The sequence below is a fragment of the Patescibacteria group bacterium genome (assembly GCA_030583705.1).
Taxonomy (GTDB): domain Bacteria; phylum Patescibacteriota; class Patescibacteriia; order Patescibacteriales; family Patescibacteriaceae; genus Patescibacterium.
This window is the reverse complement of the sequence record CP129471.1, coordinates 829181-845026: the sequence shown is the minus strand read 5'-3', so window position 1 is coordinate 845026 and position 15846 is coordinate 829181. Positions and strand designations below refer to the sequence as shown.

At 37.2% G+C, this 15846-nt stretch carries 18 protein-coding genes, 5 tRNA genes and 1 other RNA gene; 20 read left to right on the top strand and 4 right to left on the bottom strand.

Annotated features, from left to right (window positions below; all coding sequences use genetic code 11):
• The first annotated feature begins 3 nt into the window (after positions 1 to 3).
• The 14 genes from tig (at position 4) to QY321_04130 (ending at position 5222) form a co-directional block, all read left to right on the top strand.
• Positions 4 to 1284, top strand: a complete 1281-nt coding sequence (gene tig, locus QY321_04195; GenBank protein ID WKZ24781.1) for a trigger factor — start codon at positions 4 to 6, stop codon at positions 1282 to 1284.
• 4 nt (positions 1285 to 1288) lie between these two features.
• The gene (gene smpB / locus QY321_04190) at positions 1289 to 1750 is read left to right on the top strand and encodes an SsrA-binding protein SmpB (protein ID WKZ24780.1); all 462 of its coding nucleotides are present in this window, start codon (positions 1289 to 1291) and stop codon (positions 1748 to 1750) included.
• Positions 1751 to 1805: 55 nt separating this feature from the next.
• Positions 1806 to 2181: a transfer-messenger RNA gene (gene ssrA / locus QY321_04185) on the top strand.
• 17 nt (positions 2182 to 2198) lie between these two features.
• Positions 2199 to 2284 (top strand) — tRNA-Leu (locus QY321_04180).
• A gap of 11 nt (positions 2285 to 2295) precedes the next feature.
• Positions 2296 to 2367, top strand: a tRNA-Gly gene (locus QY321_04175).
• Positions 2368 to 2437: 70 nt separating this feature from the next.
• On the top strand, positions 2438 to 3001 hold the full coding sequence (gene infC / locus QY321_04170) for a translation initiation factor IF-3 (protein WKZ24779.1): 564 nt from the start codon (positions 2438 to 2440) through the stop codon (positions 2999 to 3001).
• A gap of 30 nt (positions 3002 to 3031) precedes the next feature.
• A complete protein-coding gene (rpmI, locus tag QY321_04165) occupies positions 3032 to 3229 on the top strand; it encodes a 50S ribosomal protein L35 (protein WKZ24778.1) in 198 nt (65 codons plus the stop codon).
• Positions 3230 to 3264: 35 nt separating this feature from the next.
• Complete coding sequence (rplT, locus tag QY321_04160) at positions 3265 to 3618, top strand: 50S ribosomal protein L20 (protein ID WKZ24777.1); 354 nt, start codon at positions 3265 to 3267, stop codon at positions 3616 to 3618.
• Positions 3619 to 3623: 5 nt separating this feature from the next.
• A complete protein-coding gene (secG, locus tag QY321_04155; protein ID WKZ24776.1) occupies positions 3624 to 3845 on the top strand; it encodes a preprotein translocase subunit SecG in 222 nt (73 codons plus the stop codon).
• A 41-nt stretch (positions 3846 to 3886) separates the two neighbouring features.
• Positions 3887 to 4162 (top strand): HU family DNA-binding protein, encoded by a 276-nt coding sequence (locus tag QY321_04150; GenBank protein ID WKZ24775.1) that lies wholly within the window; start codon positions 3887 to 3889, stop codon positions 4160 to 4162.
• 10 nt (positions 4163 to 4172) lie between these two features.
• Positions 4173 to 4245: transfer RNA gene (locus QY321_04145), tRNA-Arg, on the top strand.
• A 46-nt stretch (positions 4246 to 4291) separates the two neighbouring features.
• Positions 4292 to 4364 (top strand) — tRNA-Lys (locus QY321_04140).
• A 16-nt stretch (positions 4365 to 4380) separates the two neighbouring features.
• A tRNA-Met gene (locus QY321_04135) sits at positions 4381 to 4454 on the top strand.
• 75 nt (positions 4455 to 4529) lie between these two features.
• The gene (locus QY321_04130) at positions 4530 to 5222 is read left to right on the top strand and encodes a hypothetical protein (protein WKZ24774.1); all 693 of its coding nucleotides are present in this window, start codon (positions 4530 to 4532) and stop codon (positions 5220 to 5222) included.
• A 101-nt stretch (positions 5223 to 5323) separates the two neighbouring features.
• Here QY321_04130 and QY321_04125 read toward each other — a convergent pair whose 3' ends face one another.
• The 4 genes from QY321_04125 to QY321_04110 form a co-directional block, all read right to left on the bottom strand.
• Positions 5324 to 5890 carry a hypothetical protein gene (locus QY321_04125; protein WKZ24773.1) on the bottom strand — a complete coding sequence of 189 codons (567 nt, stop codon included), beginning with the start codon at positions 5888 to 5890 and terminating at the stop codon, positions 5324 to 5326.
• A gap of 10 nt (positions 5891 to 5900) precedes the next feature.
• Positions 5901 to 6404 carry a YfcE family phosphodiesterase gene (locus QY321_04120; protein WKZ24772.1) on the bottom strand — a complete coding sequence of 168 codons (504 nt, stop codon included), beginning with the start codon at positions 6402 to 6404 and terminating at the stop codon, positions 5901 to 5903.
• Between the two features lie 72 nt (positions 6405 to 6476).
• Complete coding sequence (locus QY321_04115) at positions 6477 to 7622, bottom strand: aromatic amino acid transport family protein (protein WKZ24771.1); 1146 nt, start codon at positions 7620 to 7622, stop codon at positions 6477 to 6479.
• A gap of 8 nt (positions 7623 to 7630) precedes the next feature.
• On the bottom strand, positions 7631 to 10666 hold the full coding sequence (locus tag QY321_04110; protein WKZ24770.1) for a GspE/PulE family protein: 3036 nt from the start codon (positions 10664 to 10666) through the stop codon (positions 7631 to 7633).
• A gap of 127 nt (positions 10667 to 10793) precedes the next feature.
• Here QY321_04110 and QY321_04105 point away from each other — a divergent pair, with 127 nt between their 5' ends.
• From QY321_04105 to QY321_04080, 6 genes are all read left to right on the top strand, one after another.
• The gene (locus QY321_04105) at positions 10794 to 11243 is read left to right on the top strand and encodes an Hsp20/alpha crystallin family protein (GenBank protein WKZ24769.1); all 450 of its coding nucleotides are present in this window, start codon (positions 10794 to 10796) and stop codon (positions 11241 to 11243) included.
• 56 nt (positions 11244 to 11299) lie between these two features.
• Complete coding sequence (locus QY321_04100) at positions 11300 to 11500, top strand: hypothetical protein (GenBank protein ID WKZ24768.1); 201 nt, start codon at positions 11300 to 11302, stop codon at positions 11498 to 11500.
• A gap of 11 nt (positions 11501 to 11511) precedes the next feature.
• Complete coding sequence (locus tag QY321_04095; protein WKZ24767.1) at positions 11512 to 13371, top strand: VanW family protein; 1860 nt, start codon at positions 11512 to 11514, stop codon at positions 13369 to 13371.
• 30 nt (positions 13372 to 13401) lie between these two features.
• Complete coding sequence (locus QY321_04090) at positions 13402 to 14037, top strand: DUF805 domain-containing protein (protein ID WKZ24766.1); 636 nt, start codon at positions 13402 to 13404, stop codon at positions 14035 to 14037.
• 62 nt (positions 14038 to 14099) lie between these two features.
• The gene (locus QY321_04085) at positions 14100 to 15374 is read left to right on the top strand and encodes an FISUMP domain-containing protein (GenBank protein ID WKZ24765.1); all 1275 of its coding nucleotides are present in this window, start codon (positions 14100 to 14102) and stop codon (positions 15372 to 15374) included.
• Between the two features lie 60 nt (positions 15375 to 15434).
• The gene (locus tag QY321_04080) at positions 15435 to 15839 is read left to right on the top strand and encodes a four helix bundle protein (protein WKZ24764.1); all 405 of its coding nucleotides are present in this window, start codon (positions 15435 to 15437) and stop codon (positions 15837 to 15839) included.
• The last annotated feature ends 7 nt before the right edge of the window (positions 15840 to 15846 follow it).

Below are 15846 nucleotides of genomic sequence, written 5' to 3'. Positions count from 1 at the left end.
TTTATGAAGACTCAAAAAAACAATATTAATGAATCGCAAGTTGAGGTGATTGTTGAACTGTCTACCGAAGAGATGGTTGGTTATAATACCAGAGCCGCTGAAAATTTAACCAAAGACAGTCCTCTAGAAGGTTTTAGACCTGGTAAGGCTCCTTACGAGGTGGTTAAATCCAGGCTTGGAGAAGCTAAGATCATGGAGGAGGCTTCCAGGTTAGCGATTAATAAAACTCTTGATGAGGTTATTAAAGAAGCTTGTGGTGATAACTGGTTTGGACAACCTTCAATAACTATTGTTAAATTAGCGCCAAATAATCCTTTTGAATATAAAGTTCTTATTACTCTATTACCAGAAGTTAAGCTTGGTGATTTTTCTGATTTAAAAGTTGAAAAAGAATCTGTTAAAGTTGAAGACTCTGATGTTGAAAAAACCATTGATCAGTTAAGAGAAGCTAGAGCTTCGGATACCGCTGTTGATCGTCCTTCACAAAAAGGAGATAAAATTACTTTATCCATTAAAATGTTTTTAGATAAAGTTCCTTTGGATGGTGGGCAAACTCCAGAAACAAATTTGGTTATCGGTAAAGATTACATAGTGCCAGGTTTTGATGACAACTTAATCGGTCTTAAAGCTGGTGATTCCAAAGATTTTTTTGTTAAATATCCAGACGATCATCATATGAAAAACATTGCCGGTAAGGAAGTGGAGTTTTCAGTGTCTATTAAACAAGTTTTTGAAAGAATTTTACCGGAAATGAATGATGAGTTAGCTGCTAAATTCGGTATGCCTGATGCTACTAAATTGCGCGAAGCTATTAAAGAAAATTTAACCCAAGAAAAAGAACAACAAGCCGAGGTTCGTTTTGAAGAAGAATTAATTAGCGAGGCTGTTAAGAGAACTTCTTTTGGTCCTATTCACGAATCTTTAGTTGAACAAGAAACTCGCAACATGCTTGAAGAACTTAAAAGCTCAGTTCAAAGATCTGGTGGAGTTTTTGCGGATTATTTAAGTAGTCTTAATAAGAACGAAGAAGCTTTGCGCCAAGATTTTGTACCAAAGGCTACGGATAGATTAAAAGCTAGTTTAATGTTCAGGGAAGTTGTTAAAACTAATGAGCTTAAAGTCAGTGATGAAGAAATTGCCGGTGAAGTGGCTAAGCTAAAGAGTTATCGCGAGGCTAATGGACAAGAGATTGCTTCTTTAGATTCTTTAGCCGCCAAAAGACACCTAGAGGCTGTTTTATTAAATCGCCGTGTTTTGGATTGGTTTAAAGAAAAGATAAAATAAATTTATGTCTGTGCTCGCCCTTAATAAAAGAGCCAGGTACGATTATGAAATAATTGAGACTTTTAAGGCTGGGTTGGTTTTAAGTGGGCCTGAGGTAAAGGCCGCTAAAGCCGGACAGGCGAGCCTTAAGGGGAGTTTTGTGGTTTTAAGGCAGGTTAAGGGTGGTGTTGAGCCTTATCTTCTTAACTCTCATATTGCTGCTTATCGTTATGCTCCCAAAGAAGGTTATGAGACAGATAGGGCTCGCAAGCTTTTATTAAAAAGTAGAGAAATCGCTTATCTTTTAGGTAAACAAAAAGAAAAGGGCTTGACATTGGTGCCTTTAAAACTTTATACTGAGAGGAGCTTGATTAAAGTTGACTTTGCGGTTGCGCAAGGTAAAAAGAAAGCGGATAAGCGTGAGGACCTTAAAAAACGGGACCTTAATAGACGCTTAAAGGGAATTCGCCAATCAGGCTTACTTTAGTTTAAGAGTTATAGGTTTTTAGAATCTTTAATTCTTGTTCTTAAAAAATAGCCCCGGGGATGCCGGGCTTTGATGATGCATTAAGTATGCGCATTCGGAAGGTGCTGATTGTCGCTTACTCCAATCACCCAACAGTTGTCAAAACTGCTTCAGCGCAACCGGCTTTCTCTATGAAAGTTCCGGCTTACGCTTACGTCGCCGCCTAAGAGCCGCGACCATCCGCCCGATTATCTTGCGTGTCGGATCACGGGTGTCATTCAGCAAGATCGATCGCGTTTATTTGTCTGAGTATCGCGATCTAAATTTTTTCAGGCTGGCTTAACTTTTTTTGTTCGTTTTAAGAGTTAAGTAAGATTTTTAAACGGACTATTTCCGTAGCGGTGCGTATATGGGTGTGTCAGACAGGGGTTCAACTCCCCTCATCTCCACAGGTATACTCTTTGCCTCGGCCGAAGTGGCGGAATTGGTAGACGCGCCGGACTTAAAATCCGTTTGCAGTAATATGCAGTGAGGGTTCGATTCCCTCCTTCGGCACAGATTTATAAGCGGGTATCGTATAATGGTTATTATATTGCCTTGCCAAGGCAGAGATACGGGTTCGATTCCCGTTACCCGCTCAGGTTTAATTTTTTCTTTTTATAATAAGTTAAATTGTTTATTCCTTAATTTTTATTTTATCAACTAATCATGCGTAGAACATATCGCCGCCCGAGAAACCAGGATCAAGGCAAAAAATTTAATGTTAACATGAATATTAAAGCTCCCATTGTTTCTTTAATAGACGATGACGGGGAGTTTAAAGGTGAAATAGAAATTTCTAAGGCTTTAGCTATGGCCAGAGAGGCTGAGCTTGATTTAGTTGAAGTTAACCCAACCGCCCAACCACCAATTGTTAGAATTATTGATTTTGGACAATTTAAATACGAGAGGGATAAAAAAGCTCAAAAACAAAAAGCTCACCAGAAAAAATCTGAAATTAAAGGCATTAGATTGTCTATACGTATCGGAGATCATGATTTATCAGTACGTCGTGAGCAAGCTAAGAAGTTTTTGGAAAAAGGTAATAAGATAAGAATTGAACTTATAATGAAAGGACGTGAAAAACAGCACCCTGAATTAGGTAAACAAGTGGTTGAGAAGTTTTTTGAAGATTTATCCGTCCAATGTCCCGATTTTGACCTAGTTATTGAGGAGCCCTTGACAAGACAGGGTGGAAAGTTTACTATGATAGTTGCTAACAAGCAGAGTTAATTTTTAGCTAATATAATAGAAAATTCAGTTATGCCAAAGATAAAAACCCACCAGGCCACCGCTAAACGTTTTACAGTTACCAAAACCGGTAATTTAAGAAGGCGCAAGGCCGGACAAGATCACTTTAACGCTAGAGAAAGCGGTAAGGTGGTACGTAATAAGCGCAGAGATGTTATGGCTCATGCTTCTGATGAGAAAAATATCCGCAGCTTCATGCCTTACAAGTAATACTTGTAGGAGATTTTTAATTTATTTAAACATTTATGCCAAGAGTTAAAAGAGGAACAACCCATGTTAAAAAACGCCGTAAACTTCTTCAGAAAGTTAAGGGTTATAAATGGGGTAGAAAAAAATTAATTAAGCAAGCCAAGACCGCCGTTTTAAAGGCCGGTGTTCATGCTTATAACGATCGTCGTAACAAGAAGCGAGATCGCCGTGCTTTATGGCAGATTAAGATTAGCGCTTTTGTTAAAGAAAGAGGCTTGTCTTATTCAAAATTCATGGGCCTTTTAAAGACAGCCAATATTGCTTTGGACAGAAAGATTTTAGCCGACCTGGCTGTTAATAATGAAAAAGCTTTTGAGGCGGTTATTGAAAAGATTAAACCTAAGGCTTAAAAAATATGTTAGATCCACTTTTGATCCAAGTTTTCCAAATTGTTATCTCCATATTATTAGTGGCGGTTATTTTAATGCAGAACAGGGGCGCAGGTGCCGGTGGTATCTTTGGTGCTTCAGACGCTGTCTATCGGACTAAGAGAGGCGCAGAAAAGATTTTATTTAGAGCCACTATTGTATTGGGTATCTTATTTTTTGCTGTTTCAGCTACTCGTTTATTTGCTTAATTAAACACCAGTCCCGCGCGGATGGTTAGCTTGTCAACCATATGAACAAAGCAGGATTAATAGAAAAGATTTCCGAGGAGATCAATCTTCCCAAAAAACAAGTGGAAGACACCATAGATAAAATGCTAGACATTATCATGGATGAATTAAAAAAAGGTAATAAAATCAACCTGGTTGGTTTTGGTAGCTTTGAATCTAGAGTTAGGCATAGTCGTAACGGAGTTAACCCGCAAAAACCTGATGAAAGGATTTCCATTCCAGAGGTGAGAGTGGCTAAGTTTAAGACCGGTAAGCAATTAAAGGAGTCTTTAAAATAGAGCCCATCCGGCACTCGTAGCTCAATGGATAGAGCACTTGGCTTCGGACCAAGGGGTTGTGGGTTCGAATCCTGCCGAGTGCACAGATAAAGAACAAAAATGTTCTTTATTGTTATTTATTAGGAACATGCTCCTATAGCTCAGTCGGTAGAGCAGTCGCCTCTTAAGCGAATGGTCGTAGGTTCGAATCCTACTGGGAGCACAGTATAAAATAATAAGGCTGGGTAGCTCAGTTGGTTAGAGCGTAGCACTCATAACGCTAAGGTCGAGAGTTCGAGCCTCTCCCCAGCCACAAAAATAATTCATTTTTAACAATGAATTATTTATTAGATAAAAGTTTTTTAAAAATTTAAAAAAGAGGTATCAAGTGGATGACATTATAAAAAATCCGTTTATTAAATTAAGAGAAATTTCTAAAGCTGCAGAAAAGCTTTGTTCTAGCGATTGTTCTAGGAATTTAATATCAGTAGAAGAGTTTTTATTAAGGACAAATGTTTTAGTAAAGAAATTAAAGGATAATAGTTCTCTAGCACCGTTTCTCAACGAAGATTATTTCCCGGTTTTTTTGCCAAAAATTAAGGCCGAAGGAATAGGAGAGGCAACCGAAGAAATTTTTACTTTTGCTAATGAAGTGGCAGGAGATAAAATAATTAACAGGGTTGGTATAGCTTATAATTGTTTTAAAATTACACATTACGAAGCACTTCTTTCGCGTCTTTATACCGGGAACATGGTAGCTATTGTTTTTCCTTCAATATTTAAAAAATTCTCTCCAGATAACCAAGTTGAAATTATTGAAAAAATTAATAATCCTTGTCTTATCCCTCAGGGACCACTAGAGGTTTCAATGGCTTTTTCTATGTACCCTGATTTGTTTAATCAACAACATGAGTACGATCTGCCAGCCCTTAGAATTTCCGATTCCAATAACCGAATGAAATTCCCGCTGTTTATGAAATTCTATGAAGAGTATAATAGTTACTCTCTAACAATTAAACTTAGTCATTATGGTTTAATGCTTGGAGGAGCCACTTTCATAGAAGATGGAAGGTTAGTTTAAAAATTTGATTTTTATTTTTTAACTCAATAACACCGAGCCATGTTTACGATATATTGTAGACATGGCTTTTTTAATAGGATAAATTACTAGTTTTGGTGGGTTTATGTGTTTTTATAAAAATCTAACATTCTTTTCTTATAAACCTTAAATGGTTCAAGCCCCATTGACCTTCTTCTTTTTTCTAGGTTCTTTATATCAGCGATCGGTCTATTTTTATATTCTCCTTTTTTATTTCTATAAAACTGTGTTCCGTATTTTTGATATTTCCCACTATTAACCAGCAACCTATCTGTTAAAAGAGCCAAGTAACTATTTAAATTTTGCGTGCTTATTGTTTTCTTATCCACCTCTTTCTCTAATATTTTTAAACATCTTTTTTGGAATCTAACATCATGATCAGCGTGTTGAGCAATAAGCCAAGCTGCTAGACAAGCTTTTTTACCAACCAGTTTTTCATTGGGCCAACCGTATTGTTCAATGATTATTTTTAATTTCTCGGTATTGGCTTTATCAATTTTGTAAAACTTAACTTTTTTGTTATTTTTACTATCATTTTTACTACTATTTTTACTATCTTCTTTTTTCCTATAGTGAAAAAAAGAAGAGCGAATCTCTTGATCTTTTTTCATCATAGCTATGAGAATATTTTGTAGTCTTTTATTGATCATATTTTATTTTCTACACTATTTCTAATAAGTTACTTAGTATTAACTCAGGCTCTTTTTTTTCTGTGTCCCAGACGGCGAAGGTTGATTGATAAGAAAATCCTCCTAGGGTACCGGGGTTTACTATTAGACTATTATTTTTCTTTTCTAACCATGGTTTGTGAGTATGTCCATGAAAAATAATATCTGGTTTTTCTTTAAGTAGCTTTTCAATAAATTCCGGCTCATGACAAAGCCCTATTTTTTTATTAGCCAATTCAATAATACCGGTTCTACCAAGATAGGTTATATTTTTTAATTTTTGCTCTTTTGCTTCTTTATCTGTAAAGATCTCGGCGTTACCGGCAATGTAATACATTGGACAGTCTATGTTTTTATCTATATGGACTAAAACTTTCTGGGTGGTAATGTCTCCTACGCAAAGAATTGTTTCTACTTTTTCTTTTTTACAATAGTTAAGAAAAATTCTTAAATATTCCTTATTGTCATGGAGATCTGCCATAATAGCTAGCTTCATATTTTTCTTATTAATTATTAATCTCTATAATTATTTTAAAATTTAGGCAATTTTGTGTTTCCTTATTTTTTCTTATGTTCCAAAAATTTCCCATAGCTGATAAAAAAGACCGATTACAAAAACTATTGCAACCGTTCTGGCTAACAGTGGTGTGAGTTTGTTATTGATTATGGATTTTCTTTCCGGCTTTTTCTTAACCTTAAGGGCTATTAGAAGAGTAATCGCCCCTAAAAGACCACCTGACATAGCTCCCACTAAGGCTACGGTTTTAGTTAAGTCATGGGCTTCGGCCATATAGAGTATTAGGGGAACAGGTACAACCAAAAGCCAAGCCATTTTTGGTGAAATATTAAAATCCCACATATATAGCTCCTCTAAGGCTTCTCCGGTGGCCAAAAAAGAGGTAGTGGAGGCCGTTAAACCTATAATCAAGAGAATACCGTAAGTGATAAAACTAACATATGGCTCCAGTCCACTTAAGGCGTCCGGGCTGGTTTGTCCTCCAGATAGGCTAATAATTATTATTACAAAAAGCACCATTAAACTTATTGAAACAACCAACCCCCAAAAGAGGGCACTTTTAATTTTTTCTTGTTCATTTTTTAAAAGAATACAGATATCGTTAATTACCACCATACCACCTACCGCGAAGAAGACCGGTCCATAGGCTAGGATAAAATGATCCGGGTTAAAAAGAGCCACATCAACCATGGAGCCATGTTTAGAGGCTAAACTGGCTACTATTAAAATTGTACCTATTAGCCCACCGGTTAAAACCACCTCGGCTTTAGTTACCCAACGAAAACCCATAAACATAATAGCTGCTCGGATTAACAAAAGAGCTATGGTGTATAAAATCACACCACCTCCCCAAAGAGGATTAAGTAACCTATATAAAAACTCTCCTCCAACAATAGTAAAAACCAACATAGCACCATAACCACCCAACAAAGAAAGAAGCAAAACTATCTTTTTGCTTTTTTTACCAAGATACTTTTCAGCATAACCTGGTAGACGATGCATTTGCTTGGTGGACAAAATAATTTCTGCGTATATTTTATGGAGCCAGTGTTGAACAAAGCCTAGGGCGATAAAAAATGCCAAGACACTTAAAAGACCGGCCTTGGTAGCTACGTAAGGTAAGGCAAACATCCCGACCCCGATAACAGCCGTAACCAGCAATAAAATTGACGAGATATAATTTCTCGAAATTGTCATATAAAATTTTAAGAAGAGACTCTAAAGACTTCTTCTAAAGAAGTTTCTCCGGCAGCGGCTTTAATAAGACCGTCATGAATCATTAAAATTGAACCTTCTTCTAGGGCTAGCTTTTCTATTTCTGCCTCTGTCATATTATTATCTTGAATAAGTCTTTGCATACCAGGGCTCATTTTAATAACTTCGTATATACCAACTCTTCCTTTATAGCCAATATGTCCGCATTGTTCGCAACTACCAGGACCGTAAAATATTGTATCTTCTTTAAGGCTCAAACCGGTTTCTGGTGTTATTTTATTCATCTCCTCTTTAATTCTAGCTCTTTCTTCTTCTGTTGCTTTTACTTCTTTTTTACAATGAGGACAAAGTTTTCTAACAAGTCTTTGTCCAATTGAACATTCAATTGAGCTTGATAAAAGATTTTTTGTTATACCTAAACCAACAAAACGGGAAATGGCACCAGCTGCGCTATTGGCATGAATGGTGGATAAGACCAAGTGGCCGGTTAAAGCCGCTTCAATAGCTATCTCGGCTGTTTCATCGTCTCTAATTTCTCCAATCATGATAATATTGGGATTTTGTCTCATTAAAGATCTTAGAGCAGCGGCAAAGGTATAGCCTTCTTCGGTGTTAATTTGTGTTTGGATAATACCTGGCATGTTGTATTCTATTGGGTCTTCCAGGGTAATAATTTTAACATCAGGTTTATTTAATTTATTGATTAAACTATATAGAGTAGTGGTTTTACCAGAGCCGGTTGGTCCGGTGGTGATAATTATACCCTTGGTTTTTTTAACCGCCCCCAAAACCATTTTTAAGGAAACCGAAGTCATACCCAACTCTTCAAGTTCAAGAGACTGGGCTTGTCTGGCTAAAAGACGAATAACTGCTGTTTCTCCATAGCCTCCGCTAATAATGGAAATACGGCAGTCCATTTTTTCATTAGGTGGATAAAGAGCAAAACGTCCGTCAAAGGTTGGTTTATGGACATGAGTTTCCAATCCGGCGGTGTTTTTAATATTACCGATTAAGGCAATGTAATGATCTTTACCAAGTTTAGCTATGTCTTGTAAAATACCGTCCACCCTATATCTAATAGTGGCGCCTCCTTCGGTTGGATCAATATGAACATCGCCAGCTTCGGCTTTAATGGCGCCCGCCATTATTAGGGCAGCAATTCTATCGGTATGTAAATCGGTAATTAAAGTGGCATTGTCTTGGCTTAAGTTAGCGGCGATCTTTTCACCCACCAACATTTCTTCTTCGGTAATTCTTATACCCCTACCTATTGTCTGAGAAACCACTACTTCATAAAGCGCTTCAATATAATCCATTTTCCCGGCTACCTCATAAACTTCTTCCAAGCTAGTCATACCTTTTAGACACTTAAGAACACCGTCTTGCAACATGGTGGTCATACCGTTTTCAATAGCTTGTTCAAGAATCTTAAAAGCCGGAGCATTATCGGCCGTTAACTTTTTAATTTTTTCGTCTATGGTTAGTATTTCATAAATACCAACTCGTCCTTTATAGCCAAGACCATTACATTTTTCACAACCAATGGATTTATAGATCTCAGATAAATCTTTAGGTATATCAACACCGGCCTTAGGACTGATTACCGCCAAGATTTTTTTCAGCTTAGCTTCTTCATCTGGCAAAAGCTCTTGTTTTTTCTTACAATGCGGACAGAGTCTACGTACCAATCTTTGGCCGACAATAGCATTAATGGAGGGGCTTAATAAATATGAATGTACTCCTAGATCAAGTAAACGAGGAATAACGCCAGCAGCGTCATTGGTGTGCAGGGTAGATAAGACTAAGTGTCCGGTTAAAGCAGCTCTAACCGCGATTTCTGCTGTTTCAATATCGCGCATTTCTCCAATCATAACAATGTCTGGATCTTGTCTTAAAACCGAACGTAAACCGATAGAAAAAGTATAACCCTTTTCTTCTTCCACTTGGCTTTGGTTTATGCCTTCAAGCTGATATTCTATTGGATCTTCCAGGGTAATGATTTTTGTCCCTGGCTTATTAAGTTGATTTAAAACAGAATAAAGGGTAGTGGTTTTACCAGAACCGGTTGGGCCGGTAACCAAGATCATACCATTTGGCTTGATTATTTCTTCGGCTAGGATTTTTTGGTCTCTTTCACTTAAGCCAAGATTATTAAAAGGCAGGGAAACAGCCCCTAGTCTTAAAAGTCTCATTACCACACTTTCTCCATAGGCGGTGGGAAGAAAAGAAGAACGAACTACTAAATCTTCATCATTGGCTTTAATGGTAAATCGTCCGTCTTGGGGTTTGTTTTCTATATTGATTTTAACTTTTGATAAAATTTTCAAACGAGCGGTTACTTGTTTCCACTTTTCCTTACCAATAGTAGCTGCTTCTTGCAGGGTTCCGTCTACTCTTAATCTAACGGCTACACCGTTTTCTTCCGCTTCAATATGGACATCGCTTGAACCGACTTTAATAGCTGCCGCAATAATTAAGACAAGCATATCGCTCATGTTAACTTTATTAATTTTTTCATTAAGGCTCTTAAAGTCTGAAATCTCTTCTTTAAATTTTTCAAGATCTTGGGCGGTAATTTGTACCTTGGCGGGTGCTGCTTTGATTTTCGGGACACTCTTGTAGTGCCAAAGAGCTTTATCTAGACTATGTCTTGAAACCAAATAAACTTCCCCACTACTAACAAAATATTTAGCTTTAAGTTCCTGTAGTTTGGCTCTAACTTCTTGGTTAAAGGGATCAAGGGCGGCCAAGCGAAGATTTTTACCATCAAAAAAGAAGCAGACAACCCCTATTCTTTGAGCCTCTTCTTCTTCTATTAGGCCTATAGCTTCTTGGCCAATTGGAAAGCTAGATAAGTCAATATAAGGCACTCCAGTTGATTGGGCCCTGGAGACCGCTAATCTTTCTAGGTCTTTAACCTTAATTTGTTGTTGTTTTTCAGCAAAAAGAGCCCCTGGACTATCTTTGTCCAAAGCTTGATCGGCTGAATCTATTAGTTCTTCAATAGAGTGAGTGTCGTTAGTCATAGCCTTTTTAAAATATGCTTATAGTTTACCACGTTAAGCTTGTTTGTTCAATTATTTTTATTGTCTTTTTAAAAAACTTATGATATAATGAGGGTATTGATCATTTGGAACTATTAAATTTCTTTATATGAAAAAATTAATTGATAAAATATCCGGTGTTGGTCGGGGATCTGACTCTACCAAGCCAACTAATCAGGTTGTTGAACCAGAACATAATTGGTTTAGTTTTGGAGAAGAAGAGGGGCAATTATCTGTTGATATTTACCAAACAGAAGAAGATATTGTAGTTATTTCAACCATTGCCGGAGCCTCGGCTAAGGATATTGACATTAGCTTAACTGATGGAATCCTAACAATTAGAGGACAAAGAGAGCCTGAAGAGGCGATTCCTTTGGATAACTATTTCTATAGAGAGTGCTATTGGGGTCGTTTTGCTCGCTCTATTATCCTCCCTACCGAAGTTAAATCTGAAGAAGTTTCAGCCTCCCTGCATAACGGAGTTTTAACTGTGACCCTACCTAAAGCTAACCCCACTACCCAAACCAATATCGCAGTTATTACCAGACGAGAAGACTAAAAGACTAGAAGACTAAAAAAGATTTTTCAATTAGGAAAATCTTAAATAGACATTATATGAAAATTACCGCCAAAATAACTCTACTTGACGGTGGCTTGGCTAAACTTGAAACAGATTACGGAGAAATCTCTTGCCCGTTAGAAATTTTGCCCAAAGGAGCTGTTCTTGGGCAGGTTGTTTATCTTAGTTTAACAGATAAACCACAAGAGACTGCGCCTGAAGAGCTTTTAAAAGAGATACTTAAGGTAGATAATTAATTTAAAAACAGATGAGTAAAAATCTTTTATTTAAAAAATTACCAAATTGGCTAATCATCGGAGGAGCGATTTTTTCTATCCTGATTTTTTTAAGTTTACTTGGTTACGGTATTTTTGAATTTCTTTATAACGGGAAAGTCTATCCTGGTGTAAGAGTCGCTGGTTTGAATTTAAGTGGCTTAAGCGAGGTTGAAGCAACTAAGGTTTTAGAGGAAAAGGCTTTAATGGTTGAGAAGGGTTTGGTTGTTGAATATTCAGACACTTCTTTACTTATTTCTGGAGAGATTAGTTCACTTGACCCGGATTTAGATGCTAGACTTTTTGATCTTAATACCAAAGAAACAGCTATGAGAGCTTATGCTATTGGTAGAGAGAAGAGTTTTTCCTCTAACTTAGCTGAAAAAGTTGATTCATTCTTAAGGGGTCGAGAGATGATTTTTATTGTTTCAACTAACCGAATTAGAATTTTAAAGGAACTTGAAGAAAGTTTTTCTCCTTATGAAGAGGTTCCGGTTAATGCTGGTATAGTTTTTAATGAAGATGAAGAGATTAATATAACCGAAGAAGTTAATGGTTTGGCTTTTGCCTATGATGAGATTATTACGGAAATAGTAAATAGGTTGGAAAATGCTCAGACAGATAATTTACTTCTTCAGCCTCAAGTTATTTATCCGGAAATTAGAAAAGATCAAATTGGAGATATTTCTTTGTTGGTTGAAGAACTTTTAGCTAAAGAAGCGGTAACGCTTAAGCATGAAAATCTTACCTGGAAAATTGAAAAGTCTTTAACTAAGAATTGGTTGGAACCAGGTATGGTTAATGGACAAATTGTACCTGTTTATGGACAAACAAAGATTATTGATTTTCTTGAAAAAGAAGTAGCTCCTAAAATAGATAAAGAGCCGGTTGAGGCTAAGCTTAATATAGATAATGGTAAGGTTTCTATTTGGCAGGCTGGTAGAGACGGAGCTATGCTTAATAGAGAAGTAACAGCCGATAACTTGGCGGCTACTGCTTTTGATCACCAAGAGGTTGTTGAAGCAACCGTTGAGGCTGTTGCTAATACTGTAACCAGCCAAAGCGCGGAGGAGTTGGGTCTAAGAGAGATTATTGGGACAGGTAGTTCTTCTTTTGCCGGCTCTCCGGCTAATAGGCGGCATAATATTAAAATCGGCGCCGATGCTTTAAATGGAATTTTACTTAAGCCAGGAGAAGAATTTTCTTTACTTAAGGCTTTAGGGGAAATAAGTGGTCGGACAGGTTATAAGACGGAATTGGTTATTAAAGGCAATAGAACCATACCGGAGTACGGGGGAGGTCTTTGTCAGATAGGTACCACTATTTTTAGAAGTACCTTTAATACCGGACTTCCGGTAACCCAAAGAAGAAACCATTCATACAGAGTTTCATATTATGAACCAGCTGGTACTGATGCTACTATTTATAACCCTGCCCCTGATTATAGGTTTGTTAATGACACACAAAACCATGTTTTAATACAGGCGAGATTTGAGGGAGATACTCTTCACTTTGATCTTTGGGGCACTAAAGATGGCAGAAAAGTGGAAGTAACTGATCCGGTTATTTATAATATTGTTCAACCAAAAGCCACTAAGATTATAGAAACCTTTGATTTACCGGAAGGACAAAGAGAATGTACCGAAAGAGCTCATGCCGGGGCTGATGCTTATTTTGATACTACAGTTACTTACGCAGATGGAACAGTTAGGCAAAAAAGATTTACCTCTCATTACGTACCTTGGCAAGCGGTTTGTTTAGTAGGGGCTAAAAGGCAAACAGAAGAACCTAAAGAAGAGGTAATTAATAATGAACCAGAACAACCCGAAGAACAAAATGAAAACCCGATATAAGAAAATATTTAATTTTTAATAATTAAAAGTATGAATTATTATCTTGAGGCTTTTACTAAAAAGTATTTTGTTTTTTCCGGACGAGCCAGCAGAGCTGAGTTTTGGAGTTTTTTCTTATGGCATATTCTAGCCTTAATTATTCTTAGTGTTATAGACGGCTTTTACCTTGCTAATTTAATTAACCTATATTCCTTTTCCATAGCTTCTTTATATGGATTACTTTCCCTTGCTCCTTTTTTAGCTATCGCTGTTCGCAGATTCCATGATATTAATAAAAGCGGAGCTTTTTTCTTTACACTATTTGCTTCAGGTATTGTATTGCCAGTGGCTATTTTTTATTTATTACTTGGTGATACTCTTGGTTTAGATATTGGTGTTGCTTTGTCGCTTTTACTTATAGGTTTTCTTGCTTTAGTAGTCTTTGATATAATAATAATTGTATTTTTAGCAAAAAAAGGAAATCCTAATGATAATCAATATGGTCCTGTCCCAGGTATGCAAACATACTCTAAGCCCCCTACACCACCAGCTCCAAACTCTTCTATTCCTACACCAACACCTTCAACTCCAACTCCAACTCCTCCTCCCTCAGCTCCTCCAGCTCCAGATGCACCTACGCCACCGGCACCACCTAAGCCTCCAGCTAACCCCTCTTCTGATAAGTAAAAGTGTTGCACAAATTTATTCTAAATGTTATCATAATAATATAAATAAATTGTAATATTATCATGTTGTATAAGGAGAATAAGAAAAATCAAGAAAAAAATAAAATACCTCAACGATTTGAGGTGTTTAACAGTGGGGCAAGTAGTAAGTTAAATAGTATATTATATAATAAAAAGGCCTTTACTCTAATAGAATTATTGGTAGTTATAGCTATTATCGGAGTATTATCCACTTTAGTTATAGTATCTCTAGGTGATTCAAGAGCTAGCGCCAGAGATGCTAAAAGATTAAATGATCTAAGAGCTATGGCTAATGCTCTAGAGCTATATTATGCAGATAATAACGAATATCCCTCATCTATTACTCCAGGACAACCTCTGGAACAAGGTGGAGTATTTTATATGGGCAAAGTACCCAATAACCCTACTCCTCATACAGATGGAGGTTGTCCTAATACTGATTATACCTATACCCAAGTAAACTCAGGACAAAGCTATAATATATCCACCTGTCTTGGTACTCAAGCAAGCAACTCTCCATCTGTTGGTTTTACTACAGTCACATATTCTCCCTCAGGATTATTTCAATGTGGACAAACCATTAATGATTTAGATGGTAATGTCTATAACACTGTTCAAACAGGAACTCAATGTTGGATGAAGGAAAATATGAATATAGGTACCATGTTAGCCTCAGCTGCCACTATGCCCTCTAATGATAATGTCATAGAAAAGTGGTGCTATAACAACACTGCATCTAACTGCGGAGTTACTCCAGCTGTTAACCATGGAGGTCTCTATACTTGGGCTGAAGCTATGAATCTACCAGCTTCTTGCAATACCACAGACTGTTCCGCCCAAATTCAAACCCCACATCAAGGTATTTGTCCAGATGGATTTCATATCCCTACAGATCAAGAGTTCAATACACTGGAACAATATACCGTAGCGACAATTGCCAGCACCGTCACCCAATATGCTTGTAATACCTCAGGCACCGGTTGGCAAAGATGTGCAGACAGTGAAAACCCCCCTGGAACTGCGGCTGGAAATCCTGGTGGTGTTAAAGGTGCGGGCAAGTCCCTCAAAAAAGTTGGACAAGGCTCAGGCATTGGTGCTGGTGATGATTTAGTTGGTTTTTCAGCTATGTTATCCGGCTATCGCGATACCGGAGGTACTTTTAGTTACCTGTCTAGCGCTGCCTATTTGTGGTTAGCCCCGCAGTCTAGCTCCACTGCTGCTTGGAGACGGGATCTGTACACCACTTATTCTACGGTCTCTCGTGATACGGATACTAAGGCTCGCGGTTTTACCGTGCGTTGCCTTAAGGACTCTTAGTTATTTGATTATTTACCCCGTCCGTGGCCGCGTAGCGGGCGGGACGGGGTAAAAAAATATATGAATCATTATGCAAATCTACCTGTGTATAAAGCAAGTTATGATCTTGTTATAAAGATACATATTTTTTCCAAAAATTTAAGCAGGGAAAGCAGATATACTTCCGGGCAAAATTTAAAAAATTTATGTATGGATCTTTTGATTTGTATTTATAAAGCTAATCGTTTAAAGAATAAGGTCGGTAATATTGAAACTGCCAGGGAAATTTTGGAAGTTATTAAAATACATATTAGAGTTTTAAAAGATCTTAAAGAGGTGAGTTTAAAAAAGTTTATTGAGATAAATGAGATTTTGGAAAACATCTCCAAGCAATTGGTTGGTTGGCATAAAAAATATTTATCATCTGATGGGCCGGAATTTTTGTCGGTTAAGGCCGCAAAAAGAGAGCCCCTTCCAGTCCAATAACCCCCTA